This window comes from Sphingobium fuliginis, from assembly GCF_004152845.1.
GTDB lineage: Bacteria > Pseudomonadota > Alphaproteobacteria > Sphingomonadales > Sphingomonadaceae > Sphingobium > Sphingobium fuliginis.
Genome location: NZ_SEON01000005.1, coordinates 260,597 through 285,464 on the forward strand (window position 1 = coordinate 260,597; position 24,868 = coordinate 285,464).

Annotated in this window: 20 protein-coding genes; 2 read left to right on the forward strand and 18 right to left on the reverse strand. The window is 66.3% G+C overall.

Annotation, left to right across the window (positions count from 1 at the left end):
• Nucleotides 1–259: 259 nt before the first annotated feature.
• The 15 genes from ligA to rimP form a co-directional block, all read right to left on the reverse strand.
• Entirely contained in the window at nucleotides 260–2,395 is a 2,136-nt protein-coding gene (gene ligA, locus EWH10_RS14165; protein ID WP_044661917.1) for an NAD-dependent DNA ligase LigA, read from the reverse strand.
• A 340-nt stretch (nucleotides 2,396–2,735) separates the two neighbouring features.
• The gene (recN, locus tag EWH10_RS14170; protein WP_044661916.1) at nucleotides 2,736–4,400 is read right to left on the reverse strand and encodes a DNA repair protein RecN; all 1,665 of its coding nucleotides are present in this window, start codon (nucleotides 4,398–4,400) and stop codon (nucleotides 2,736–2,738) included.
• Between the two features lie 146 nt (nucleotides 4,401–4,546).
• Nucleotides 4,547–5,332 carry an outer membrane protein assembly factor BamD gene (locus EWH10_RS14175; protein WP_044661915.1) on the reverse strand — a complete coding sequence of 262 codons (786 nt, stop codon included), beginning with the start codon at nucleotides 5,330–5,332 and terminating at the stop codon, nucleotides 4,547–4,549.
• Nucleotides 5,333–5,391: 59 nt separating this feature from the next.
• The gene (locus tag EWH10_RS14180; RefSeq protein ID WP_044661914.1) at nucleotides 5,392–6,405 is read right to left on the reverse strand and encodes a sensor histidine kinase; all 1,014 of its coding nucleotides are present in this window, start codon (nucleotides 6,403–6,405) and stop codon (nucleotides 5,392–5,394) included.
• Between the two features lie 144 nt (nucleotides 6,406–6,549).
• Nucleotides 6,550–8,877, reverse strand: a complete 2,328-nt coding sequence (gene pnp, locus EWH10_RS14185) for a polyribonucleotide nucleotidyltransferase (protein ID WP_044661913.1) — start codon at nucleotides 8,875–8,877, stop codon at nucleotides 6,550–6,552.
• A gap of 272 nt (nucleotides 8,878–9,149) precedes the next feature.
• Entirely contained in the window at nucleotides 9,150–9,419 is a 270-nt protein-coding gene (gene rpsO / locus EWH10_RS14190; RefSeq protein ID WP_007689051.1) for a 30S ribosomal protein S15, read from the reverse strand.
• A gap of 17 nt (nucleotides 9,420–9,436) precedes the next feature.
• Nucleotides 9,437–10,354 (reverse strand): tRNA pseudouridine(55) synthase TruB, encoded by a 918-nt coding sequence (gene truB, locus EWH10_RS14195; RefSeq protein WP_044661912.1) that lies wholly within the window; start codon nucleotides 10,352–10,354, stop codon nucleotides 9,437–9,439.
• Nucleotides 10,355–10,423: 69 nt separating this feature from the next.
• Nucleotides 10,424–11,020 carry a thymidine kinase gene (locus tag EWH10_RS14200; RefSeq protein ID WP_025550403.1) on the reverse strand — a complete coding sequence of 199 codons (597 nt, stop codon included), beginning with the start codon at nucleotides 11,018–11,020 and terminating at the stop codon, nucleotides 10,424–10,426.
• A gap of 3 nt (nucleotides 11,021–11,023) precedes the next feature.
• Nucleotides 11,024–11,920, reverse strand: a complete 897-nt coding sequence (locus EWH10_RS14205; protein WP_044661911.1) for an alpha/beta hydrolase family protein — start codon at nucleotides 11,918–11,920, stop codon at nucleotides 11,024–11,026.
• 120 nt (nucleotides 11,921–12,040) lie between these two features.
• Nucleotides 12,041–12,442, reverse strand: a complete 402-nt coding sequence (rbfA, locus tag EWH10_RS14210; RefSeq protein WP_044661910.1) for a 30S ribosome-binding factor RbfA — start codon at nucleotides 12,440–12,442, stop codon at nucleotides 12,041–12,043.
• A gap of 123 nt (nucleotides 12,443–12,565) precedes the next feature.
• On the reverse strand, nucleotides 12,566–15,163 hold the full coding sequence (infB, locus tag EWH10_RS14215) for a translation initiation factor IF-2 (RefSeq protein ID WP_044661909.1): 2,598 nt from the start codon (nucleotides 15,161–15,163) through the stop codon (nucleotides 12,566–12,568).
• A gap of 70 nt (nucleotides 15,164–15,233) precedes the next feature.
• Nucleotides 15,234–15,890 (reverse strand): DUF448 domain-containing protein, encoded by a 657-nt coding sequence (locus tag EWH10_RS14220; RefSeq protein ID WP_044661908.1) that lies wholly within the window; start codon nucleotides 15,888–15,890, stop codon nucleotides 15,234–15,236.
• Between the two features lie 141 nt (nucleotides 15,891–16,031).
• Nucleotides 16,032–16,268, reverse strand: coding sequence for a tautomerase family protein (locus tag EWH10_RS14225; RefSeq protein WP_025550395.1), 237 nt, complete (start codon nucleotides 16,266–16,268; stop codon nucleotides 16,032–16,034).
• A gap of 6 nt (nucleotides 16,269–16,274) precedes the next feature.
• Entirely contained in the window at nucleotides 16,275–17,846 is a 1,572-nt protein-coding gene (gene nusA / locus EWH10_RS14230) for a transcription termination factor NusA (protein WP_025550393.1), read from the reverse strand.
• Between the two features lie 12 nt (nucleotides 17,847–17,858).
• On the reverse strand, nucleotides 17,859–18,383 hold the full coding sequence (rimP, locus tag EWH10_RS14235) for a ribosome maturation protein RimP (protein WP_044663095.1): 525 nt from the start codon (nucleotides 18,381–18,383) through the stop codon (nucleotides 17,859–17,861).
• A gap of 198 nt (nucleotides 18,384–18,581) precedes the next feature.
• Here rimP and EWH10_RS14240 point away from each other — a divergent pair, with 198 nt between their 5' ends.
• Nucleotides 18,582–19,718, forward strand: coding sequence for a PQQ-dependent sugar dehydrogenase (locus tag EWH10_RS14240; RefSeq protein WP_044661907.1), 1,137 nt, complete (start codon nucleotides 18,582–18,584; stop codon nucleotides 19,716–19,718).
• A gap of 34 nt (nucleotides 19,719–19,752) precedes the next feature.
• Here EWH10_RS14240 and EWH10_RS14245 read toward each other — a convergent pair whose 3' ends face one another.
• The 3 genes from EWH10_RS14245 to tpiA all read right to left on the reverse strand — a co-directional run bounded on the left by EWH10_RS14245 (nucleotide 19,753) and on the right by tpiA (nucleotide 22,723).
• Nucleotides 19,753–21,387 (reverse strand): CTP synthase, encoded by a 1,635-nt coding sequence (locus EWH10_RS14245; protein WP_044661906.1) that lies wholly within the window; start codon nucleotides 21,385–21,387, stop codon nucleotides 19,753–19,755.
• A 91-nt stretch (nucleotides 21,388–21,478) separates the two neighbouring features.
• Complete coding sequence (gene secG, locus EWH10_RS14250; RefSeq protein ID WP_044661905.1) at nucleotides 21,479–21,859, reverse strand: preprotein translocase subunit SecG; 381 nt, start codon at nucleotides 21,857–21,859, stop codon at nucleotides 21,479–21,481.
• Nucleotides 21,860–21,982: 123 nt separating this feature from the next.
• Complete coding sequence (gene tpiA / locus EWH10_RS14255) at nucleotides 21,983–22,723, reverse strand: triose-phosphate isomerase (protein ID WP_044661904.1); 741 nt, start codon at nucleotides 22,721–22,723, stop codon at nucleotides 21,983–21,985.
• Between the two features lie 194 nt (nucleotides 22,724–22,917).
• Here tpiA and EWH10_RS14260 point away from each other — a divergent pair, with 194 nt between their 5' ends.
• Nucleotides 22,918–24,867, forward strand: coding sequence for a peptidylprolyl isomerase (locus EWH10_RS14260; protein WP_044661903.1), 1,950 nt, complete (start codon nucleotides 22,918–22,920; stop codon nucleotides 24,865–24,867).
• Nucleotide 24,868: the final 1 nt, after the last annotated feature.

The window sequence follows — 24,868 nt, forward strand, 5'->3', positions numbered from 1 at the left end:
ACCGGTCTTCCGATTGGGACGATGCGGTGACAGAAGCCCGGAGCGCGCGACGTGCTCCCGATCAACGCAGCGCGCTCTGAAGGTTTACGGTCATTGGGCCCCTCCCCTTTCAGGTTCGAACCGCGCCTCGTTTGAAGGATCAGGTGCGGGAGCGTCCAGCAGGCGAAGTTGCGCGTGGGGCACGCCCCCACCCCTCGGTCCCCTCCCCTGAAGGGGAGGGGAACCGGTCAATGCCCTGTTGGCCGGTCGTCCGCCCGACCTATCCGGCGGCCTTGACGATTTCGGCCCATGCGGCTTCGTCGATCACATCGATACCCAGCGCCGCGGCCTGTTTGAGCTTCGAGCCCGCGCCGGGACCGGCTACCACCAGGTCGGTCCTGGCGCTGACCGAACCGGCGGCCTTGGCGCCCAGTCGTTCGGCCTGCGCCTTGGCCTCGTCGCGGCTCATGGTTTCGAGCTTGCCGGTGAACACCACCGTCTTGCCCGTGACCGCGCTGGCGGTGGTTTCGACCAGATAGTCGGGCGGGGAGACCTCCCGCAGCAGGTCGTTCCAGACGTCCACATTATGCGGCTCGTGGAAGAAATCGGCCAGGGCGTGGCCGACCGCCGATCCCACATTCTCGACCCCGATATATTCGGCTATCGCCTTGTCGAGGCGGTTGCGGAAGCGGGATTCCTCCTCCCCCTCCGCAGGGGCGGCGGCGTCGCGCAGCGCGATGATGCCGGCAGCGAGCGCACTGATTCCCTCCAGCGTCATATAGCGCCTGAGCAGGTCGCGGGCGGTCACCGCGCCGATATGACGGATGCCCAGGCCGAAAAGCAGGCGGGCGGCATCCGGCTGGCGCTTGGCCTCTATGGCGGCGAGGAGATTGTCGACGGACTTTTCCTTCCACCCCTCCCGGCCGAGCAGGTCGGCGCGGTGCGATTTCAGGCGGAAGATGTCGGCCGGCTCCGCGATCCAGCCCAGGTCGAGAAATTCCTGGATGCTCTTTTCGCCCAGCCCTTCGATGTCGAGCGCGGCGCGGCTGACGAAATGACGCAGCCGTTCGAAACGCTGGGCGGGGCAGATGAGGCCGCCGGTGCAGCGAATGTCGACCTCCCCCTCCTCGCGCACGGCTTCCGAATGGCAGACGGGGCAATGATCGGGGAAAGCGAAGGGGGTGCGCGGTTCGTCGCGGGTGAGATTGTCGACCACCTGCGGGATGACGTCGCCGGCGCGCTGCACGACGATGCGATCGCCGGGGCGGACGCCCAGCCGCTCGATCTCATCGGCATTGTGGAGGGTGACGTTGGAGACGACGACGCCGCCGACGGTGACGGGCGTCAGGCGGCCGACCGGGGTCAGCTTGCCGGTGCGGCCGACCTGGATGTCGATGGACTCCAGCGTGGTCTGGGCGCGTTCGGCGGGGAATTTATGGGCGATGGCCCAGCGCGGAGCCTTGGCGACGAAGCCGAGGCGTTGCTGCCAGTCGAGCCGGTCGACCTTGTAGACGACGCCATCGATGTCGAAGGGCAGGTCGGCGCGGGCGGCTTCGATGGCGCGGTAGTGGGCGATGAGGGCTTCGAGCGTGTCGACGCAGGTGAGGCGGTCGGAGACGGGCAGCCCCCAGCCTGCTATCGCCTGCATGACGCCGAGCTGGGTTTCGGCGGGGACGGCGCTGACCTCCCCCCAGCCATGGGCGAGGAAGCGCAGGGGGCGGCTGGCGGTGACGGCGGCGTCCTTCTGGCGCAGCGAACCGGCGGCGGCGTTGCGGGGGTTGGCGAACTGGCGGGCCTTTTCCGGGTCGTCGGCTTCGGCGGCGAGGCGCGCGTTGAGGGCGACGAAATCGGCCTTGGCCATATAGACTTCGCCCCGCACCTCGAACAGGTCGGGGACGGCTTGCCCGGTCAGGCGCTGCGGGATGTCGGGGATGGTGCGGACATTGGCGGTGACGTCTTCCCCGGTCGTGCCGTCGCCGCGCGTGGCGGCGAGGACCAGTTCGCCCTTTTCATAGTGGAGCGAGCAGGACAGGCCGTCGATCTTGGGTTCGGCGGTGAGGGCGACGGGGGCGTCTTCGGGGAGCGCGAGGAAACGGCGGACGCGGGCGATGAATTCGGCGATGTCCTCGTCCGCAAAGCCGTTGTCGAGGCTCATCATGCGGACGGCGTGCTGGACCTTCCTGAGCGCGGAGGTGGGCGCGGCGCCGACCTGGGCGTTGGGGGAATCGCTGCGGATGAGGTGCGGGAAGGCGGCCTCCAGCGCGTTATTCTCGCGGACCAGCGCGTCATAGTCCGCGTCCGCGATCTCCGGCTCGTCCTGATCGTGATAGAGCCGGTTATGGCGCGCAATTTCGCGTGCGAGGCGCATCAGGCGGTTGGCGGCTTCGGCTTCGGTCATTTGCGTGGGGTCGGTCATGCGCCTCTCTTTAGCGCCAGCATCGCGATGCGGGTAGCGGCTATGGGCGGCTCGACAGCCGTCAACTCTCTATCGTCATTCCTGCGCCGGCCGCGATCCATCTCCCCACCGCTGTAGTTGAGGCGAGGTCAGGAGATGGGTTCCCGCCTTCGCGGGAATGACGGAGTTGGGTGGGTAGTGGACATTCCCCCTCCCGCAGGCGGGAGGGGGTTAGGGGGCGGGCTGGCGCGGCATCTGCGCTGTTTTGCAACGGCTAAGTCAGAAGCTCGCTACGCTCGCGCCCACCCCTAACCCCTCCCGCCTGCGGGAGGGGAATGTTTTGGATTGGTCGAAAGCCGGCTTATAGCTTTTCCAACAAGCGTTCGGCCTGGGCCCTTGCCTCCGCCGTGATTTCGGCGCCGGAGAGCATGCGGGCGATTTCTTCGCGGCGTTCGCCGTCGCTCAGTGCGTGCACGCCGGTGCGGGTGACGGTGCCGTCGCTCGACTTCGCGATCAGCATATGGCCTGCACCGCGCGCCGCGACCTGCGGGCTATGGGTGACGACCAATATCTGGTTGGTTTGCGACAGGCGGGACAGGCGTTCCCCGATGGCCGAGGCGACGGCGCCCCCTACCCCGCGGTCGATCTCGTCGAAGATCAGCGTGTCCGCGCCGCCCTGCTCCGCCAGCGCGACCTTGAGCGCGAGGATGAAGCGGGACAGTTCGCCGCCGCTGGCGATCTTGACCAGCGGCGCGAAGGGCGCGCCGGGGTTGGTGGAGATTTCGAATTCCACCCGGTCCATGCCGTGGGCGCCCCATTGCCCCTCCTCCTGCGGCGCGACCACGGTGCGGAAGCGGGCGGCGTCCAGCTTGAGCGGGGCGAGTTCGGCGGCGACGGCGGCGTCGAGCTTTCCGGCGGCCATCTGGCGTTCGGCGGAGAGGGCCTGGGCGGCGGTGCGATAGGCGGCGGCCCTGCCCTTCACCTCGGCTTCGAGGGCGGCGAGATGGTCTTCCCCGCCCTCTATGGCGGCCAGTTTCGCGGCCATCTCGTCGCGCAGGGCGGCGAGATCGTCGGGCTGGACCTGATGTTTGCGGGCAAGGCCGCGCAGGTCGAACAGGCGGGTCTCTATGGCGTCGAGACGGGCGGGGTCGAAGCTGAGCGCTTCGGCGGCTTCGTTGAGGCGGTCTTCGGCTTCGCTGGCTTCGATGACGGCGCGGTCGAGGGCGGCGAGGACTTCGGCCAGCGGTTCATATTCGCTGACGATGCGGTCGAGGCGGCGGGCGGCCTGCCGCAACTGGGCGAGCCCGCCGTCGGAGCCGGTGAAGCATTCTGTGACGGCGGAAAGGTCGTCGGAGAGGCGCGCGCCCTTCTGCATGGTGGCGCGCTCTTCGGCCAGCGTGGCTTCCTCGCCGGGCTCGGGGGCGAAGCGGGTGAGTTCCTCCACCGCATGGGTCAGGTAATCGCGGTCGCGGGCGGCGCTTTCGACGCTGGCGCGGCTTTCCGCGAGGCGGTCGGCGGCGGCGCGCCAGGCGTGATAGGCGTGGGCGACCGCGCCCGTGTCGCAGCGGCCATAGGCGTCGAGCAGGGCGCGGTGGCCGCGTGGATTGAGCAGGCCGCGATCGTCATGCTGGCCGTGGATTTCGACCAGAGCGCTGCCAAGATCGCGCAGCAGCGCCGCCGAGCAGGCCTGGTCGTTGACGAAGGCGCGGCTGCCGCCGTCGGCCTTGACCGTGCGGCGGACGATGAGCGGTTCGCCCGGTTCGATGTCGATGCCGTTTTCGGCCAGCAGGTTCGTCGCGCGGTGATCGGTGCGGGGCGCCTCGAACGTGGCGGTGACGCTGGCCTGCGCCTCTCCCGTCCGGACGAGGCCGCTGTCGGCGCGGGCGCCCAGCGCGAGGCCCAGCGAATCGAGCAGGATCGACTTGCCCGCGCCGGTCTCGCCGGTCAGCACGCCCAGGCCCGACCCGAAATCCAGGTCCAGCGCCTCTATCAGCACGACGTTGCGGATGGACAGGGCAGTCAGCAAAGGCGAGCGACTCCCCCCTCCCGCAGGCGGGAGGGGCCGGGGGTGGGTGCACCGCGCCAGCGGCGCTTCTTTCAACGCTGGGGCGGAACGCTCGCTTCGCTCGCGGCCCATCCCTAATCCCTCCCGCTTGCGGGAGGGGGACCAGATCATGCTTTATTGGGGTGTTCGCGCATCAGCTTGTAGCTGCGCTCATACCATTTGGAACCCGGATAATTCTTGCCCAGAACGGCGGCGGCCTTCTGCGCTTCGGCGGGGATGCCGAGCGAGAGATAGCTTTCCACCAGACGCTCCAGCGCCTCCGGAGTGTGGGTGGTCGTCTGATATTTGTCGATCACCGTGCGGAAGCGCAGCGTGGCGGCAAGCCATTGGCCACGGCGCTGGTAGAAGCGGCCGATCTCCATCTCCTTGCCGGCGAGGTGATCGTTGACGAGGTCGATCTTCAGCCGGGCGTCGGCGGCATAGCGGGTGTCGGGATAGCGGCGGATCAGCTCGCCCAGCGCATCCAGCGCCTGTTGCGTGATCTTCTGGTCGCGGGTGACGTCGGCAATCTGTTCATAATAGCAGAGCGCGATCAGATAATAAGCGTAGGGCGCGTCCTTGTTGCCGGTGTGGATCGACAGGAAGCGTTGGGCCGCGCCGATCGATTCCGGATAATCCTGATTCATGTAATAGCTGAACGCGGACATGAGCTGCGCCCGGCGCGCCCAGGGCGAATAGGGATGCTGGCGCTCCACCTCGTCGAACAGGGCGGCGGCGAGCTTGTACTGGCCGCGGTCCAGGCGGTATTTGCCCGCATTGTAGAGCGTCGACACGTCGCGGGCGACATATTGGGTGTCGGCCTTGTTCTTCGACGTCGCGCAGCCCGAGAGCAGGGCGGCAAGCAGAAGCGGTGCGGTAGCCGCGCCGATGCGCGTCATGGTTTTCGTCAGCATGGCCGGGTCATAGCGGAGCGAATGCGCCTCGCCAAGCGGCAGAATGTGCGTGCCGGTCGCTATGCGCGAACAGGCAGGTCGAGCCGTGCGGTCGCGCCGCCCGTCGCCGACGGCATGAGCGAGAAGCGGCCGTTCAACTGGCCGGCAAGGGCATTGGAAATCCGGAGGCCCAGGCTCTGGCTGAAACCGGGATCGAAATCGGGCGGCAATCCCTTTCCGTCGTCCGTGACGTTGAGGCTGATCGTACCGTCGCTGACGTCCAGGCCGACATGGATGCTGCCGCCGCGATGCGGCAGGCCATGTTCGATGGCGTTGTTGACCGCTTCGGTCACGATCAGCGCGATCGACACGGCGATGTCGGGCTCCAGCGTCAGGGCGTCGGGCGCGTCGACGGTCAGGGCGATGTCGTCGCGGCCGCTGGCCTCCAGCACGTCGGCGGTCAATGTCGTCAGGAAGGCGCGGATATTCTGCCCCTCCCCCGAGGGGTTGTAGAGAGCGCGGCTGATGCGGCCGACCAGCGCCAGCCGGGCGGAGGCATCGTCCAGCGCGCGGCGGGCCAGGTCATGATCGACATGGCGCCGGTGGAGCGAAAGCATGGCGGCGACGACCTGAAGATTGTTGGAGACGCGGTGCTGGAGTTCGTGGAACAGCAATTCGCGGTTTTCCGCCAGCACGCGGCTGCGTTCGCGCTCGATCGCCAGGTTGAAATTCGCCTTCTGCATCAGATGGATCAGCGCGATGTCCACGATCACCACCGCGCTGTAGAAGCCGAGCGCCAGCAGCACGCCCGGATGCAGTGCGAAGCCCATGCGCGGCGGGATGAAGAAATACCAGGACAACAGCCCGCAAAGCACGCCCGCATAGATGCCCGGCCGCACCCCGAAGAGGAAGGAGGACAGAATGACGGCGGGGAAGAAGGATACGAAGGGGTAGCCGATGGGCATGGCGCTTTCCGCCATGGTGCGAATGGCCAAGGCGGTGAGGCAGAAGACGGTGGCCAGCAAATAGGCCTGCCAGGGCCGTCGCAGGACAAGCGGCAGACGCTCCACGAATCTTTCGTTCCTGCGCTGCATAGATCCCCCTGCGCCCTGGTCGTTACCGTAACATAACTTCCACGCCCGCCAATTGATGGAGATCAGGAAACATTCAAATCCTGTCAAAAAAGGGCGCCCGGCAAGCCGGACGCCCGTTCTTTTTCCCGAGTCCGACGAACCGGATCAGTCCTGGGTCAGGAAGTCGGGCAGACCGGCGTTGGAGCCGTCGTCATCGCCGCCCCTGCCTTCGCCGCGCGGACCGCGGTCGCGGCGCGGGCCGCGATCGCCGCCGCGGCCGCCACGGTCGCCCCGGTCACCGCCACGATCACGGCGATTGCGGTCGCCACGGCCGCCTTCACGGTCGCCGCCCCGATCCCCCCTGGGTTCGCGGGGCGGACGGGTGTCTTCCAGTTCCTCTCCGGTTTCCTGATCGACGACGCGCATGGACAGGCGAACCTTGCCGCGCGGGTCGATTTCGAGAACCTTGACCTTCACTTCCTGCCCTTCCGACACGACGTCGGTCGGCTTTTCGACGCGCTCATTCTTCATTTCGGAGACGTGGACGAGGCCGTCCTTGCCGCCCATGAAGTTCACGAACGCGCCGAAGTCGACGATGTTGACGACCTTGCCGGTGTAGATCTTGCCGACTTCCGCTTCCTCGACAATGCCGAGAATCCACTTCTTGGCGGCTTCGATCTGGGCGATGTCGGACGAGCTGATCTTGATGATGCCCTCGTCGTCGATGTCGACCTTGGCGCCGGTTTCCGCGACGATCTCGCGGATGACCTTGCCGCCGGTGCCGATGACGTCGCGGATCTTCGCCTTGTCGATCTGGATCGTTTCGATGCGCGGGGCATGGGCCGACAGTTCGGTGCGGGTCGAGGACAGGGCCTTGCTCATTTCACCCAGGATATGGGCGCGGCCTTCCTTCGCCTGACGCAGCGCGACCTCGAAGATTTCCTGCGTGATGCCGGCGACCTTGATGTCCATCTGCATGGTGGTGATGCCCGCTTCCGTGCCCGCCACCTTGAAGTCCATGTCGCCAAGGTGATCCTCGTCGCCCAGAATGTCGCTGAGGACAGCGAATTTGGAGCCTTCCAGGATCAGGCCCATGGCGATGCCCGACACCGGACGCTTCAGCGGAACGCCCGCGTCCATCATGGACAGCGAACCGCCGCAGACCGTCGCCATCGAGGACGAGCCGTTGGACTCGGTGATGTCGCTCAGCACGCGGATGGTGTAGGGGAATTCTTCCTTGCTCGGCAGCACCGGGTGCAGGGCCCGCCATGCCAGCTTGCCATGGCCGACTTCGCGACGGCCCGGCGCGCCGAAGCGGCCGACTTCACCGACCGAATAGGGCGGGAAGTTATAGTGCAGCATGAAGCTTTCATAATGAACGCCGGTCAGGCCGTCGATCATCTGCTCCGCGTCCTTGGTGCCCAGCGTCGTGGTGCAGATGGACTGCGTTTCGCCACGGGTGAACAGCGCCGAACCATGGGTGCGCGGCAGGAAGCCCACCATCGCCTCGATCGGGCGGATCTGCGTGGTGGTGCGGCCGTCGATGCGCTTGCCGTCCTTCAGGATGGCGCCGCGGACGATTTCGGCTTCCAGCTTCTTGGTCAGCTTGATGCCGGCCATGACGGTCTGGGCGTCGAGGCCTTCCTCCGTGAAATAAGCCTTCGCCTTGGCGCGGGCTTCATTGAGCGCGTTGGAGCGGGCCGACTTGTCGGTCAGCTTGTAGGCGGCCGTGATGTCCTTGCCGATCAGCTTCTTGAGCTTCTTCTTGAGGTCATCCAGGTCTTCGCCCTTGGCGACGTCCCACGGGTCCTTCGCGGCCTTTTCGGCGAGGTCGATGATGGCGTTGACGACCTTCTTCGACGCTTCATGCGCGAAGAGGACGGCGCCGAGCATGACGTCTTCCGACAGTTCCTTGGCTTCCGATTCGACCATCATCACCGCATTGCCGGTGGCGGCGACGACCAGGTCGAGTTCGCCGGTCTTCACTTCGTCCAGCGACGGGTTCAGCTGATATTCGCCATCCTTGTAGCCGACGCGGGCGGCGCCGATCGGGCCCAGGAAGGGAACGCCCGACAGGGTCAGCGCAGCCGAAGCGGCGATCATCGCCACAATGTCGGGCTCGCTTTCGCCGTCGAAGCTCAGAACCTGAGCGATGACGTTGATTTCATTGTAGAAACCTTCGGGGAAGAGCGGGCGGACCGGACGGTCGATCAGGCGGGAAACCAGCGTTTCCTTTTCCGTGGCGCCGCGTTCACGCTTGAAGAAGCCGCCCGGAATGCGACCGGCGGCCGAATATTTTTCCTGATAATGGACGGTCAGCGGGAAGAAGTCCTGTCCTTCCTTCACCGACTTGGCGGCGGTCACGGCGCACAGCACCACGGTTTCGCCATAGGTCGCCAGCACGGCGGCGTCTGCCTGACGCGCAATGCGGCCGGTTTCGAGCGTGAGGGTCTTGCCGCCCAGCTCGATTGATACCTTCTTTACATCGAACATAGATTTTTCCTTCGCCCGCGCGGCCCTATTGCCGGGCGGGGCCTGTTTCGGACCGGATGGTCCATGGATGGAGAGCCTATCTCTCCTCCGTTCGGGCGGAGCTTGTCGAAGCCCAATCCTTCCCTTCAAAAGAAGGAGTGCCCTTCGACAAGCTCAGGGCGAACGGTGTGGGGGATGTCCCCCGGATCATGACGCCATGCCGGATTGCCCAGCGCCATGTTGTCAGAATCGGAAACGGCCCCGACATGGGGGCCGTTCCTTCTTTAGCAGACTTACTTGCGCAGGCCCAGCTTGGCGATGAGGTCGGTGTACCGGGCCCCATCCTTCTTCTTGAGGTAATCCAGCAGCGAACGGCGCTTGTTGACCAGCATCAGCAGGCCGCGACGGCTGTGGTTATCCTTGTGATGACCCTTGAAATGCTCGGTCAGGTTGGCGATACGCTCCGAGAGGATCGCAACCTGGACTTCCGGCGAACCGGTGTCGCCCTCGGCGCGGGCATGTTCCTTGATCAGCGCTTCCTTGCGCTCTGCAGTGATCGACATCGGCTTCCTTTCTGAGATTAGAGATTAAAGCCGCGCACCACCCGGACCTCCGGGCCACTGGCTTCGACCAGCGCGACGGGCGTTTCGCCCTCCATCGCCAGCATCAGGCCGGTATGCGGTTTCCCCACGAGCACCTTCCCCTGTCGGAGAGCGAGCGCATCGTCGGGAGAGACTGCGAGAGCCGGGATGTCGTCCAGCCCCGCCGTCAACGGCAGCATGAGCTGCGCGATGTCGCCGCCCCTAGCAGCTTCGTCCAATTTGTCCAGCGAAATCGCGGATTGCAGGGTGAAGGGGCCGGCCTTGATGCGGCGCAGCATGGTGACATGACCGACAGTGCCGAGCGCGCGCGCGATGTCGCGGGCGAGGGAACGGATATAGGTGCCCTTCGAAACATGGGCGCGCAGGGTGATTTCGCCGATCTCCGCGCCGCCCTCCCCTTCTCCAGGCTTCGCTGGCCCCTGGGGCGGGGATATGGCGAGGTTGTGGATGGTGATGGCGCGGGTCTTCATCTCGACCTCCTCCCCCTTGCGGGCAAGGTCGTAGGCGCGCCGGCCGTCGATCAGGATCGCGCTGTAGGCAGGCGGCGCCTGCTCGATCGGGCCGGTGAAGCGGGGCAGGACCGCCTGCACCTCCGCCAGCGTGGGGCGATGCAGGCTGGTGGCGATTTCCCGGCCCTCAAGGTCCAGCGTGTCGGTCTGGAGGCCGAAACCTATAGTGAAATCGTAGATCTTGTCGCTGTCCAGCATCCGTCCGGCGAGCTTGGTCGCTTCCCCCACCGCTATCGGCAGCACGCCCGTCGCCAGCGGGTCGAGCGTGCCGCCATGGCCCACCTTCCACTTGCCCGCGCCACTCTGGCGCAGGGCGCGCTTCACCGCGCTCACCGCCTGGGTGGAGCCTAGTCCCAAGGGTTTGTCGAGGATGATCCAGCCGTGCATGGCGGCGCGCTCTAGCCCTCCTGTCGCCTGTTGTCAGCCCTTTCCGGGCCGTCGCGGCATGTGCGGCGGTCAGCAGCCGGAGCGGCGTTCCACGAAATGGCGGCGGCAAAGCGCGACATAGCGGTCATTGCCGCCGATTTCCGTCTGCTCGCCCTCGCGGATGGGGCGCCCCTCAGCATCGACGCGCAGGTTCATGGTCGCCTTCCGCCCGCATTCGCAGATCGTCTTGATCTCCGTCAGCGTGTCGGCCAGGCCGAGCAGCGCGGCGCTGCCCTCGAACAACTTGCCCTGGAAGTCGGTGCGGATGCCGTAGCACAGCACCGGAATGTTCAGCCGGTCGCAGACGGCGGCGACCTGCCAGACCTGTTCCTCGTTCAGAAATTGCGCCTCGTCGATCAGCACGCAGGAGAGCGGCGTCCGTGCCTGTCGGGCGGCGATGGCGGCGAAGAGATCGGTGGCGGGGTCGAACAGATGGGCCTGCGCGTCCAGCCCGATGCGGGAGACGATGCGTCCCTTTCCGTGGCGCCCCTTCCCGTAGCGGTCATCCACCGCGGCAGTCCACAACATGGTTTCCATGCCGCGTTCGCGATAGTTGAAGCTGGATTGGAGCAGGGTCGTCGATTTGCCTGCGTTCATCGAGCTGTAGTAGAAATAGAGCTTGGCCATCGGTCAGCGCGCCATGGGGGCGATCTGCTTGAGGAAGCGGACGAGCGCGTCGGCCAGGGCGATGCGCCTGTCGGAAAAGCTGTGGTCGGTCGGCCAGACCGCCAGGCGCGTGTCGGGATTGGCCGATTGCGCGTCTGCCGTCACCTTGCGCGCCATGGCGCCGATGCCGCGTTCCGCGCCGATGATGGTGAGCGGGCGGCGGCCATAGCCCACCAGCTTGCGGCCAAGGTCGAATTTCTCGCTGTTGGTGCGGATTTCGGCGGTGAGGCTGTCATAGGTGGCGCCTTGCAGGGGTGGCAGGTCGCTGGCGACTTCGGCCCTCCAGGCGGCCTCGCCCTGGGGGGTGGAGAGGGTCGTGACGGTTTCGGCCGGGTCCCAGGGGTCGATCAGGAACAGGCCGGCGACATGGGGTTCGGCGGCGGCGACATCGGCAGCCATGAAACCGCCCATGCTGTGGCCCGCGACGACGATGGCGCTGGTGTCGATGCGATATTTGGCGACGGTCGCGGATTGCTGGAGATATTGCAGGGCGTTCCAGGCGTCTTCCGAGGCGTGGGTGAAGGAGAAGCTGCCGGGGCTGCCCCAGGAGCCGCGATAGTGGAGCGTGAGGACATGCCACCCGGCGCGGCGGGCGGCCTGGGCCAGGTCGAGATTTTGCTCATTGCCGGGGAAGCCGTGGAGGAGGAGCAGCGTCGGGTGAAGACCCGGACCGGCGGCGGTGTAAAGGACGGCGTTGAGCAGGCCGTCCTCCGAGGGGATGGTGAAGGCGCTCATGCCGGCGGGGTAGGCAGCGTCGGGCGCGGGGTCGCTGACGACGGCGGGGTGGACCGGCGCTTCCCTGGCTGCGGCGGGTATGGCCAGGGCCAAAAGCGCGATCGCGACTATGCCGGTTCTTTTCATCTGCCTGCCCCTTGCCTTGCCTGCGGGAGAGACGCTGTTAGCCGGGCTGCGCCGTCGCGTCGATGGGGGAAGATGCCTGGCCGAGTACAGCGTGCTCCTGCGAAGGCCGGAGCATATTGCCTATTCGCCTTCGCCTTCGGGCTGCTCCAGATCGCGGGCGACCTTGGGATCGCGGAGCAGCCTGTCGATATGGGTGCCCTCATCGAAACTCTCGTCCGCGAGGAATTTGAGCTTCGCCGCATATTTGAGGCGGATACGGGTCGCGACCTCCCGCTGGAGATAGGCGGTGTTGGTGCGCAGCGCCTTCAGCACGGCTTCCTCATCCTGGCCGAGCAGCGACTTGATGAAGACGGTCGCATGGCGCAGGTCGGGAGACATGCGGACTTCGGTGACGCTCACCACATGGCTGGCGAGGACGTCGTCATGCACGTCGCCGCGCTGGAGAATGTCGGACAGGACATGGCGCACCTGTTCGCCCACGCGGAGGAGGCGGACAGAGGAGCCTTCATTGGGAGCGGGCATTATATCCTCCCCTCCCGCAAGCGGGAGGGGCCGGGGGTGGGCTCTCCCCATCGGCCATTGCAGTTCAGGAGAGGGCGAGCCCACCCCCTAGCCCCCTCCCGCCTGCGGGAGGGGGGACATGGATCACAGCGTGCGGGCGCGTTCCTCGACCTCGAACAGTTCCAGCGTGTCGCCGGGCTTGATGTCGTTGGTGTCCTGGAGCACCGCGCCGCATTCCATGCCTGCGCGGACTTCGGAGACGTCGTCCTTGAAGCGGCGGAGAGAGGCGATATGGGTGCGCGACACGATGACATCGTCGCGGGTGAGGCGCGCGGCCAGACCCTTGCGGATGATGCCGTCGAGGACGAGCAGACCGGCCGCCTTGTCCTTCTTGCCCGCCGGGAAGACCTGAAGCACCTCGGCCCGGCCGACGATGGTTTCGATGCGTTCCGGCGCGAGCTGGCCGGCCATTTCGCCGCGAACTTCCTCCAGCAGGTCGTAGATCACGTCATAATAGCGCAGCGAGATCTTCTCGCGCTCCGCCAACTGGCGCGCCTTGGCATTGGGGCGGACATTGAAGCCGATCAGCGGCGCGCGGCTGGCGGCGGCCAGCGTGACGTCGCTTTCGGTGATCGCGCCGACGCCCGAATGCAGGATGCGGACCTTGATCTCGTCGGTCGAAATGCGGTTCAGCGACGAGACGATCGCTTCCACCGAACCCTGCACGTCGCCCTTCACCACCACCGGATATTCGATGACCTTGGTGTTGAGCGCCGAGAACATATGTTCGAAGCTGGTGGGCGCGGCGGTGGTGCGCTTCTTGGTCGCCTGTTCCTGACGATAGGCGGCGACTTCGCGGGCGCGGGCCTCGTTCTCGACGACGGTGAGCTGGTCGCCCGCCATCGGCACGCCGGACAGGCCCAGCACCTCGACCGGGGTCGAGGGGCCGGCGGTCTTCACCTGCTGGCCCTTGTCGTTGATCATCGCGCGGACCTTGCCGCTTTCCGAACCGATGACGAAGGTGTCGCCGATCTTCAGCGTGCCCTTGCGCACCAGCACAGTGGCGACCGCGCCACGGCCCTTGTCGAGCTGCGCCTCGATCACATTGCCTTCGGCGGCGCGATCGGGATTGGCGGTGAGTTCGAGCAGTTCGGCCTGAAGCATGATCTTGTCGAGCAGTTCGTCGAGGCCCGTCTTCTTGAGCGCGGAGACTTCGACATCCTGGGTTTCGCCGCCCATGTCCTCGACGATAACCTCATGCTCCAGCAGGCGCTCTCGCACGCGCTGGGGATTGGCTTCGGGCTTGTCGACCTTGTTGATCGCGACGATCATCGGCACGCCGGCGGCCTTGGTATGGTTGATGGCCTCGATGGTCTGCGGCATCAGGCCGTCGTCCGCCGCCACCACCAGGATGACGATGTCGGTGACATTGGCGCCGCGCGCGCGCATTTCCGAGAAGGCCTCGTGACCCGGCGTGTCAAGGAAGGTGACGAGGTCGCCGCCCTTGGTCCTGATCTGATAGGCGCCGATATGCTGGGTGATGCCGCCGCTTTCGCCCGATACGACATTGGTGCCGCGCAGCGCGTCGAGCAGCGAGGTCTTGCCGTGATCGACATGGCCCATGATGGTCACGACCGGCGGACGGGCCTTGAGCGTTTCGGGCGCGTCGACCTCGCCTTCCATGCCGATCTCGACGTCGGCGTCGGACACGCGCTGGATGCGGTGGCCGAATTCCTCGACCAGCAGTTCGGCCGTATCCTGGTCGATCGCCTGGTTGAGCGTGACGGCGGTGCCCATCTTGAACAGGGCCTTCACCAGGTCCGCGCCCTTTTCGGCCATGCGGTTGGCAAGTTCCTGAACGGTGATGCTTTCGGGCACCACCACGTCGCGCGACTGCTTTTCCCGCTGCTGGGCGCCGCCCGAATAATGGGCGCGCCGTTCCTTCTCGCGGGCGCGCTTGAGCGCGGCGAGGCTGCGGGCGCGGGCGCTGTCGTCATCCGACAAGGCGCGGGTGACGGTAAGCTTGCCGGCCTGGCGGCGATTGTCGTCGCCGCGCTTGGCGCGGTCGGGCTTGGCCGGTTCCGGGCGCTTGACCGGCGCAACCGGCGTGAAGCGGCGCGGCGGCGGCACGGTGGCGGAGGTGGCGGGCTTCGGCTCGGCGGCTGCGGGCGCTGCTTCGGCCGGGGCATCGGCGGCGGCCGGCGCAGGCTCCTCGACGGGCGCCCTGGCGGTTTCCTCCGCCGGCCCGGCCTCGACTTCGGTCCGGCGCGCGGCTTCGGCCTCGGCAGCCTCGGCAGCCAGGCGGTTTTCCTCGGCGCGGCGCTTTTCCTCCTCGCTGGCGGCGAGGCGCTGGGCGTCTTCGCGGCGGCGCGCTTCCTCCAGCGCGGTCATGCGGGCTTCCTCCGCCTCGCGCAGCAGCTTCGCCTGCAATTCCTGACGCGACATCAGGCTCTGCGGCGGGGCCGGACGCGCGGGAGCCGGCTGCGGCGCGCGGGCCTGCGGCTGCTGGGGCGCGGGGGCCTGCGGAGCGGCGGCCACGGGCGTGGGATCGGCCTGCGGTTCAGGCGCAGCGTGTCCGGCTTCACCCGGCTTGCCCAGGATGCGGCGCCGCTTCACCTCGACCACGACCGTATTCTTGCGGCCATGGCTGAACTGCTGCTGCACCTGACCGGACTCGACCGTGCGCTTGATCCCCAGCGGCTTGCGGCCCAGAACCGGCTTGTCTTCCTTGCTGTCACTCATACGACTGAACTATACCCTTCACATCAACCCGACCGGCAAGGCCCGTCGGCGCCTTCATTCCAATGCTACCTCAGGCGCCCAGTGCCCCTGCGGAGTCCTGCTCCCCATGCACCGGCGCTCCGTTAGCGCAACCCAGATAGCTTTCCAAGCGGCCTATGGCGCCGCGCAGACGTGACGCCGCACGCGAGTCGGTCACCGCGATATGGACGACATTGTCCCGCCCCATTGCCATAGATAGGGCGTGTCGGTCCACAGGCAAGACGATGCCCGCCAAATCCGTGCCTTCGGCGTCCTGCCCGACGCGGAAGGCCTGGTCGAGCTTGCGGTTGCCGTCGGCCGCCGCGTCGGCGGCGTGGAGCAGCAGCTTCACCTGACCCTTGCGGCAGGCGACGTCGATCTTTTCCGAGCCGGTGAGGACCATCGACGCCCTCGCCTCCAGCCCCAGACGGTCGAGCAGGGCCTTGCGCAAGCCCTCCTCGATCAGGGCGGGCAGCGCGTCGGGGATTTGCAGGTCGCCGGTCTTGAAGGCGCGGGCGAGCGCGCCCTTGAGCTTGCCCTTTGCCAGCGCCTGTTCGAGTTCGGCGCGTGGCACACCGATCCACGCGCCCCGGCCGGGCGCCTTGGCGCGGATGTCGGGCAGGATTTCGCCATTCGGGCCGCAGGCGAGCCGGACCAGCATGTCCGGGTCGGCGCGGTCGCCCGACAATATGCATTTGCGTTCGGTCATGGGCGCGCCTCCCAATAATGGGCCGCATTCCTGCGCAGGCAGGAATCCAGTTCCACGCTGTCGGGAGCATGCCAGGGCAGAACTGGGCTCCTGCTTTCGCAGGAGCACATCCCTGACGCGGCGATGTTGGGACTCAGCCTCTCATTGGGAAGTGACCGCAGCATGGGCGTCCTCCCCTATGGGCTTGGGCGCGTCGCGGTCGGCGATGAGCTGGCCGCCTGCGCCGTAATTTTCCGTCGGGATTTCGGAAATCACCACCTGCACGGCAGCGGGCGACTTGCCCAGCCGCTCGACGAGCGACCGGGTGACGTCGGCGACGATGGCCGCCTTCTGCTCGCGGGTGGCGTTTCCGGCCAGACGGATGTCGACGAAGGGCATCTGTTCTTACGCTTCCTCGCCTTCGAACCAGTGGGCGCGGGCGGCCATGATGATCTCATTGCCCTGCTCTTCGCTGAGGCCGTATTCGGCGAGAATCCCGCCCTTGTCCTCTTCCTTGTTCTCGCGGCGGCGACGCTGGTCGACGCGCTTCCGGGCGACCAGTTCGTCGGTGGCGAGGTCGGCCAGATCGTCCAGCGTCTTGATGCCCGCCTTGCCCAAAGTCACCAGCATGGCTTCGGTGAGGTGCGGCATGTCGGCCAGCGCGTCCTCGACGCCCAGCGCCTGACGCTCTTCACGCGCGGCGGCTTCGCGGCGATCCAGCGCTTCCTGGGCGCGGCTTTGCAGTTCCTGCGCCAGTTCCTCGTCGAAGCCCTCGATCGCGGCCAGTTCGTCGATGCCGACATAGGCCACTTCCTCCAGCTCGCCGAAGCCTTCGGCCACCAGAAGCTGCGAGAGGGTTTCGTCCACGTCCAGTTCGTTCTGGAACATTTCGGAGCGGGCGACGAATTCCTTCTGGCGCTTCTCCGACGCGTCCGCTTCGGTCATGATGTCGATGGCCTTGCCGGTCAACTGGCTGGCGAGACGGACATTCTGGCCGCGGCGGCCGATGGCGAGCGAAAGCTGATCGTCGGGAACGACGACTTCGATCCGCTCTTCCTCCTCATCGATGACGACGCGGGCGACCTGTGCGGGCTGGAGCGCGTTGACGACGAAGGTCGCGGTATCTTCCGACCAGGGGATGATGTCGATCTTCTCGCCCTGCATTTCCTGCACGACAGCCTGCACGCGGCTGCCCTTCATGCCGACGCAGGCGCCGACCGGGTCGATGCTCGAATCGCGGCTGATGACGCCGATCTTGGCGCGGGAACCCGGATCGCGGGCGGCGGCCTTGATCTCGATCACGCCATCGTAGATTTCGGGCACTTCCTGCGCGAACAGCTTCTTCATGAATTCGGGGTGCGCGCGGCTGAGGAAAATCTGCGGCCCGCGATTTTCGCGGCGCACGTTCAGGATGACCGAACGGATGCGGTCGCCGACGCGGACGACTTCGCGGGGAATCTGCTGGTCGCGGCGGATGACGCCCTCGGCGCGGCCCAGGTTCACCACGACATGGCCGAATTCGACCGACTTCACGACGCCGGTGATGATTTCGCCCACGCGGTCCTTGAATTCCTCATGCTGGCGCTCGCGCTCGGCATCGCGGACCTTCTGGAAGATCACCTGCTTGGCCGACTGGGCGTCAATGCGGCCGAGGTCGATGGGCGGCAGCGGATCGACGATGAAGTCGCCGATCACGGCGTCCTTCTTGAGCTTGGCCGCCTGCTTCAGGTCCACCTGTTTGAAATAGTCGTCGACCTGCTCGACCACCTCGACGACTCTCCAGAGGCGAAGGTCGCCGGTGTCCGGGTCCAGCTTGGCGCGGATGTCGTTTTCGGCGCCGTAGCGGGCGCGGGCGGCGCGCTGGATCGCGTCTTCCATCGCCTCGATGACGATCGCCTTGTCGATCATCTTTTCGCTGGCGACGCTGTTCGCGATGGCGAGCAGTTCGGCCTTGTTGGCGGAAATGGCGTTGGCCATGGACGTAAACCCTTATTCCTCGGTTTCGAACTCGTCCGCCCCATCGGAGGAGAGCGGCATACTAGCAGCAATCAGCGCGTCGGTCAGTATCAGCTTGGCATCCCCGACCAGCGCGAAAGGGATGACGACATCGCCGGCCTTGGCATCCTGGAACAGGATGTCGTCGCCCTCAATGCCCTTGAGCACGCCCCGGAAGCTCTTGCGCCCGGCCACGGCCTCCGTAGCCTGGATCTTCGCCTCATGCCCGGCCCATTCCAGGAAATCGGCGAGGCGGGTCAGCGGACGGTCGATGCCCGGAGAGCTGACCTCGAGGCGATAGGCTTCCTCTATCGGGTCAGCTTCATCCAGCACGTCCGAGAGGCGGCGCGAGATGGTGGCGCAATCCTCTATGACAAGCTGCTTCGTTTCAGGGCGCTCGGCCATGATCTGGAGCGTATGCTCGTCACCCGAGCCGAACAGCCTGATGCGCACGAGGTCGAAGCCCAGGGCCTTCACCTCCGGTTCGATCAGGGCCGTCAGTTCGGCGATGTCCGCCATGGGATCTCCCAAAAAAACAAAATTGCGGCTTCCCGTCGCCGCAGGCGATCCGCCCGCGACCCCGACATGTTTGACGATGTAAGGAAGCAGGGGCGATATAGGCGGGATGCCGCAAAGCTGCAACTCATTTGTCGCGAGGCATTTGATGCGCATTCTGGTAGCGTCATCAATTCCCCGATTCAGCCGAGAGGAGACGATATGCGCCATCTTGCCCTCACCGCCCTGCCGCTGGCCCTGATCGCCTGTTCGGCGGACGATGCCGTGGGGCAGAACAGCGCCGCGTCGGCGGCGAAGCCGTTCAGGACTTCCGTGATCGCTGATTTCGATGCGCCCTGGGCCATGACCTTCCTGCCCGATGGCCGGATGCTGGTGACGGAGAAGGCGGGCGAGATGATCCTGTTCGATCCGAAGAACGGGACGAAAATCCCGGTCGCGGGCATTCCGCCGGTCGACAGCGCGGGTCAGGGCGCGCTGATGGACGTGGTGCCGGCACCGGACTTTGCACGGAGCGGGACGGTATATTTCAGTTTCTCAGAGGCGGGTCAGGGCGGCAAGGGCGTGGCGCTGGCCACGGGGGTTTTCAATCAGGCGAGCGACGGGACGACGAAGCTGGACGGCGTGAAGGTGATCTTCCGCGCCAGCCCATATGTGGATGGCAATGGCCATTATTCGGGACGAATCGCCTTCTCGCCGGACGGGAAACATCTGTTCTTCACCAATGGCGAGCGGCAGAAATTCGATCCGGCGCAGGACCCGAAGTCGACTTTGGGGAAAGTGTTGCGGCTTAATCTGGACGGCACGCCGGCCGCGGGCAATCCGCTGGCGGCGAAGGGGTTCCATCCGGCGGTCTGGTCCTATGGGCATCGCAATCTGCTGGGGATCGCCTTCGACAAGGACGGGCGGCTGTGGGAGCAGGAAATGGGCCCCAAGGGCGGGGATGAGGTGAACCTGATCAGGCCGGGATTGAATTATGGCTATCCCCTCGCCTCCAACGGCAGCCATTATGACGGGCGGGACATTCCCGATCACAAGGCGGGCGACGGGTTTGAGGCGCCTAAAGTCTGGTGGAATCCGGTGATCTCCCCGGCCGGGCTTGTCTATTATTCGGGCGACCTGTTTCCGCAATGGAAGGATTCGCTGTTCATCGGCGGGCTGTCGAGCGAGGCGCTGGTGCGGGTGAAGCTGGAGGGGGAGAAGGCCTCCAAGGCCGACCAGTGGGACATGGGCGCGCGAATCCGGGAGGTGGAGCAAGGGCCGGACGGGGCGCTCTGGCTGCTGGAGGATGGCGGGCAAGGGTCGCAGGGGCGGTTGCTGAAGCTGACGCCTGCTGTCTGAACAAAAAAACGGGGCCTTTGCGGCCCCGTTCCTCTTACACCAGCCGGCTCTGCTTCACCGCCGCTTCGATGAAGCTGGCGAAGAGCGGGTGCGGGTCGAAGGGTTTGGACTTGAGTTCCGGATGGAACTGCACGCCGACGAACCAGGGGTGGTCGGGACGTTCGACGATTTCCGGCAGCGTGCCGTCCGGCGACATGCCCGAGAAGATCAGGCCGCCCTTTTCCAGCGGCTCGCGATAGCCGGCATTGACCTCATAGCGGTGGCGGTGGCGTTCGCTGATGTCGGTGGCGTTGTAGATGCCCGCGACGACGCTGTTGCCGGTGAGCTTCGCCGGATAGGCGCCCAGCCGCATGGTGCCGCCAAGGTCGGTTTCGGCGGTGCGCTTCTGCAGGCCTTCCTTGCTCATCCATTCGGTGATGAGGCCGACCACCGGCTCGCTGGTTTCGCCGAATTCGGTGGTGGAGGCGTTGGCGATGCCCGCCGTGTTCCGCGCGCCCTCTATGCAGGCCATCTGCATGCCGAGGCAGATGCCGAAAAAGGGCACATTGCGTTCGCGGGCGAATTTGACCGAGGCGATCTTGCCTTCCGACCCGCGCACGCCGAAGCCGCCTGGAACGAGGATGCCGTGCATCGGTTCAAGGCGGGCGGCGATGTCCGCGCCCTCTTCCTCGAACAGTTCGGCGTCCAGCCATTTGATGTTGACCTTCACCCGGTTGGCGAAGCCGCCATGGGTCAGCGCTTCATAGAGCGACTTATAGGCATCGGGCAGGCCGACATATTTGCCGACCACGCCGATGGTGACTTCGCCTTCCGGATTCTGCTGGCGGTCCATGATGTCGTGCCAGCGGTCGAGCGTGGGCGCGGGCGCGTTTTCGATGCCGAAGGCGCGCAGCACTTCGTCGTCCAGCCCCTCCGCATGATATTGCGTCGGGACGGCATAGATGCTGCTGGCGTCGAGGGCGGGGATGACCGCTTCGGGGCGGACGTTGCAGAACAGGGCGATCTTGCGCCGCTCGCTTTCCGGCAGCGGATGTTCGCAGCGGCAGAGCAATATGTCGGGCTGGATGCCCAGCGAGGTCAGTTCGCGCACGCTGTGCTGGGTCGGCTTGGTCTTCAGCTCGCCCGCCGCCGCGATATAGGGGACCAGCGTCACATGGACGAAGATGGAGCGGTTGCGCCCCAGATCGTTATGGAGCTGGCGGATCGCCTCCATGAAGGGGAGCGATTCGATGTCGCCCACCGTGCCGCCGATCTCGCACAGCACGAAATCGAGGTCGTCGGATTCGGCGAGGGCGAAGGCCTTGATCTCGTCCGTGACGTGCGGGATCACCTGCACCGTCGCGCCCAGATAGTCGCCGCGCCGTTCCCGCTGGATGATGGTCTGATAGACCCGGCCCTGCGTCACATTGTCCGACTGCCGCGCCGAAACGCCGGTGAAGCGCTCATAATGACCGAGGTCGAGGTCGGTTTCCGCCCCGTCGTCGGTCACATAGACCTCGCCATGCTGATACGGGCTCATCGTGCCCGGATCGACGTTGAGATAGGGATCGAATTTCCGGATACGCACACGGAAACCTCGCGCCTGCAGCAGTGCTGCGAGCGAAGCGGCCATCAGGCCCTTGCCAAGCGAGGAGACCACGCCGCCGGTGATGAAAATATACCGCGCCATGGGAGGAGAGGCTTAGCCTTTTACAAACGAATTGGGCAAGCGCGCGAATCATCGCGCGTGCGAAAAAAGCGAAATGGGGAGGTCAGGCCGCCTAGTTGGCGAGCGGGACCGCGCCGTTGGCGGCGTCGCCGCCCGCCGCGCCCGCAGCGCCGGCCAGCGGATCGTTGCCGGTCGCCGGGGCCGGAGCGGATGCGGGAGCCTGGGGGGGCGCCTGCTTCACCAGCGAGGTGTCGATGTCGCTCGGCCGGTGCTGGACCGAGGCGATCACCGCAAGCACGACCGACAGCGTCACGAAGATGCCGGCGAGGACCGTGGTCGACCGGGTCAGGAAATCCGCCGCGCCGCGCGCCGACATGAACCCCGCCGGGCTGCCGCCGACGCCCAGGCCGCCGCCTTCCGACTTCTGCATCAGGATGACGGTGACCAGCAGGGCAGCGACGATGGCCTGCACGACGAGGATGAAGGTGAACATGAGACGAATATCTGTCCGGTAAAGGGTGGGTTGCCGCGCACATAGCGATGATGGGGCGCGGGGGCAACCGCCCCCGTCCTCTCTCCCTCCTCCCGCAAGCGGGAGGGGCTTGTTTATTGGCGATCAGGCCGCTGCCGCGATCACCGGGGCGAATTTCGCCGCCGCGAGGCTCGCGCCGCCGATCAGGCCGCCGTCGACATCGGCCAGCGCCAGTAGCTCCGCCGCATTGTCGCCGTTCATCGATCCGCCGTAGAGGATTCGCATCCCCTCAGCCTCGACCCCGATCCGGCTCGCCAGCGCGGCGCGCAGGGCGGCGTGCATCGCGGCGACCGCTTCCATGGTGGGGATCCGGCCCGTGCCGATGGCCCAGATCGGCTCATAGGCGATGGCCAGCCAGTCCGCCGCCGCCCCGTCCGGCAGGGACGCCAGCAACTGGGCCGCCACCACCGCTTCCGCATTGCCGGCATCGCGCACGTCGAGGCTTTCGCCCACGCAGAGGATGACCTTCAGCCCCGCCGCCCGCGCCGCCAGCGCCTTCGCTGCGACGTCCGCGTCGGTTTCGCCCTGGTCCTGCCGCCGCTCGCTATGGCCGACGATGGTCCAGCTCGCCCCGGCTTCCGCCAGCATGGCCGCGGACAGACAGCCGGTATGCGCGCCGCTTTCCTTCATATGGCAGTCCTGCGCGCCGATGAAGGCCGCGCCCTTCACGCCGTCCGCCGGCGAAATCAGCGTCGCGGGCAGGCACAGCCCGACTTCCACCGCCGGATAGTCGCGCGCGAGGCCGCCGATCGCCTCCACCTCGCCCAGCTGGGCGCGCAGGCCGTTCATCTTCCAGTTGCCGACAACCAGCTTTCGCCTGCTCATCGATCTTTCCCCTTATGGTTATTGCTGCACGGTCCCCTGCGGCACGGCTCTCCAATCCGCGCCGCCGGGTTGGCCGAGCCGATGAACGGCGTGCGGCCATTTGTCCAGCCTTGGCACCCCAGCGCCCCTTGCCCGCGCGACGATCCGCCCTTAAAGCGGGCCGCCATCAAAGCCGCTTTTACGGACTTTCCTCCATGCTTTCAGTCTTTCGCCGTTTCATCCGCTCCAAATTCGGCGCCTTTGCGGCCCTGATCTTCCTGGGGATCATCGCGGCCGCCTTCATCATGGGGGACATTACGAGCGGCAAGTTCGGATCGTCCCTTGGCGGCGGCGAGACCGCCGCCAAGGCGGGCGGGTCGCGCCTCACCATGACCGAATTGCAGGACCGGGTGCAGCGCGTGTTCGAAAATGCGCGCAGGTCCAATCCGGGATTGCAGATCGGCGACTTCCTGGCGCAGGGCGGCGCGGCGCAGGTCTATGACCAGCTTGTCGCGTCGATGACGCTGAAGGAATATGCGAGCGACCAGAAGGTGCACATCTCCAAGCGGCTGGTCGATGCCCAGATCGCGCAGATCCCCGCCTTCCAGGATGCGGCCGGCAATTTCAGCCAGGAGAATTTCCGGCAGTTGCTGCTGCGCGAGCGGATCACCGAACAGGCGCTGCGCGACGACATCAGCCGCGAGATACTGGAGCGGCAGATGCTGGCCCCGCTGGGGCTGGGCGTGAAGCTGACCGACTCCATGGTGCTGCCCTATGCCTCGCTGCTGCTGGAGGCGCGCCAGGGCACCATCGCCCTCGTTCCCGCGACCGCGTTCAAGGACATTGCCGACCCGACCGACGCGCAACTCGGCGATTTCTACAGGAAGAATGCCGCGCGCTATACGATTCCGGAACAGCGCCGCATCCGCTACGCCGTGATCGACGCCGAACGCTTCGCGCAGGCCGCGCAGCCGACCGATGCGGAGATCGCCGGCTATTATAATCAGAACAAGGCCGCCTACGCCGCGAAGGAGAGCCGCAGCTTCGAGCAGCTGATCCTGCCGACCGAGGCGGGCGCCAAGGCGATCGCGGATCAGGTGAAGGGCGGCAAGTCGCTCGCCGGCGCAGCGCAATCGGCCGGCCTCTCCGTCTCCGAACTGAAGGACCAGAGCCGGGAGGCGCTGGCCTCCGCCGCGTCCGCCGCCGTCGCCAATGCCGGTTTTGCCGCGAAACAGGGCGAGTTGGTGGGGCCGCTGCGTGGATCGCTGGGCTGGGTGCTGCTGCGGGTCACGACGGTCAGCACGACCCCGGCCCGCGCGCTGGCGGCGGTGCGGGACGAGATCGTCACCACGCTGCGCGCGCAGAAGGAGAAGCGGCTGCTCAATGACTTCACCGGCAAGATCGAGGATCAGATCGCCAATGGCGGCAGCTTCGAGGAAGTGGTGAAGGACAATGGCCTGAAGCTGGAAACGACGCCGTTCCTCGTCTCCTCCGGCAAGCAGGTGGAGGATGTGGCCTATCAGGTGCCGGCGGATGTGAAGCCGCTGCTCGCCCCTGTCTTCGGCATGAGCCAGGACGACGATGCGCAACTGGTCCCGATCGTTGCCGACAAGCGCTATGCCCTGACCGCGCCCGGCGACATACAGGCCGCCGCGCCGCCGCCGCTCGCCAAGGTGAAACCGCTGGTCGCGATGCAGTACAAGCTGGCCCAGGGCAATGAGAAGGCCAAGGCATTGGCCGAGCAGATCCGCGCCAAGGTCGCCAAGGGCATGAAGCTGGACGAGGCGGTCGCCGCCGCCGGCGTCGCCCTGCCCAAGCCGCAGGTGGTGGGCGGCCGCCGCGCCGACATCATGCGCGACGGCCAGCGTCCGCCCGCCGAAGTGGCGATGCTGTTCACCATGGCGACCAACAGCGTGAAGACGCTGCCCGCCGGGCAGGATCGCGGCTATTTCGTGGTGCAGTTGAACGGCATCAAGCGCGGCGATGCAGGCAGCGACAAGGCGCTGGTGAATCAGGTCCGCGACCAGCTCAGCGAAGTGGTCGGCCAGGAATATGGCCAGCAGTTCGAGCGCGCGGTCGAGAAGGAGCTGGGCGTCAGGCGGAACGCCAATGCGGTGGCCGGCGTGCAGCGCGCGCTCGCCAACGCCAATAGTGGCGGTCAGTAAG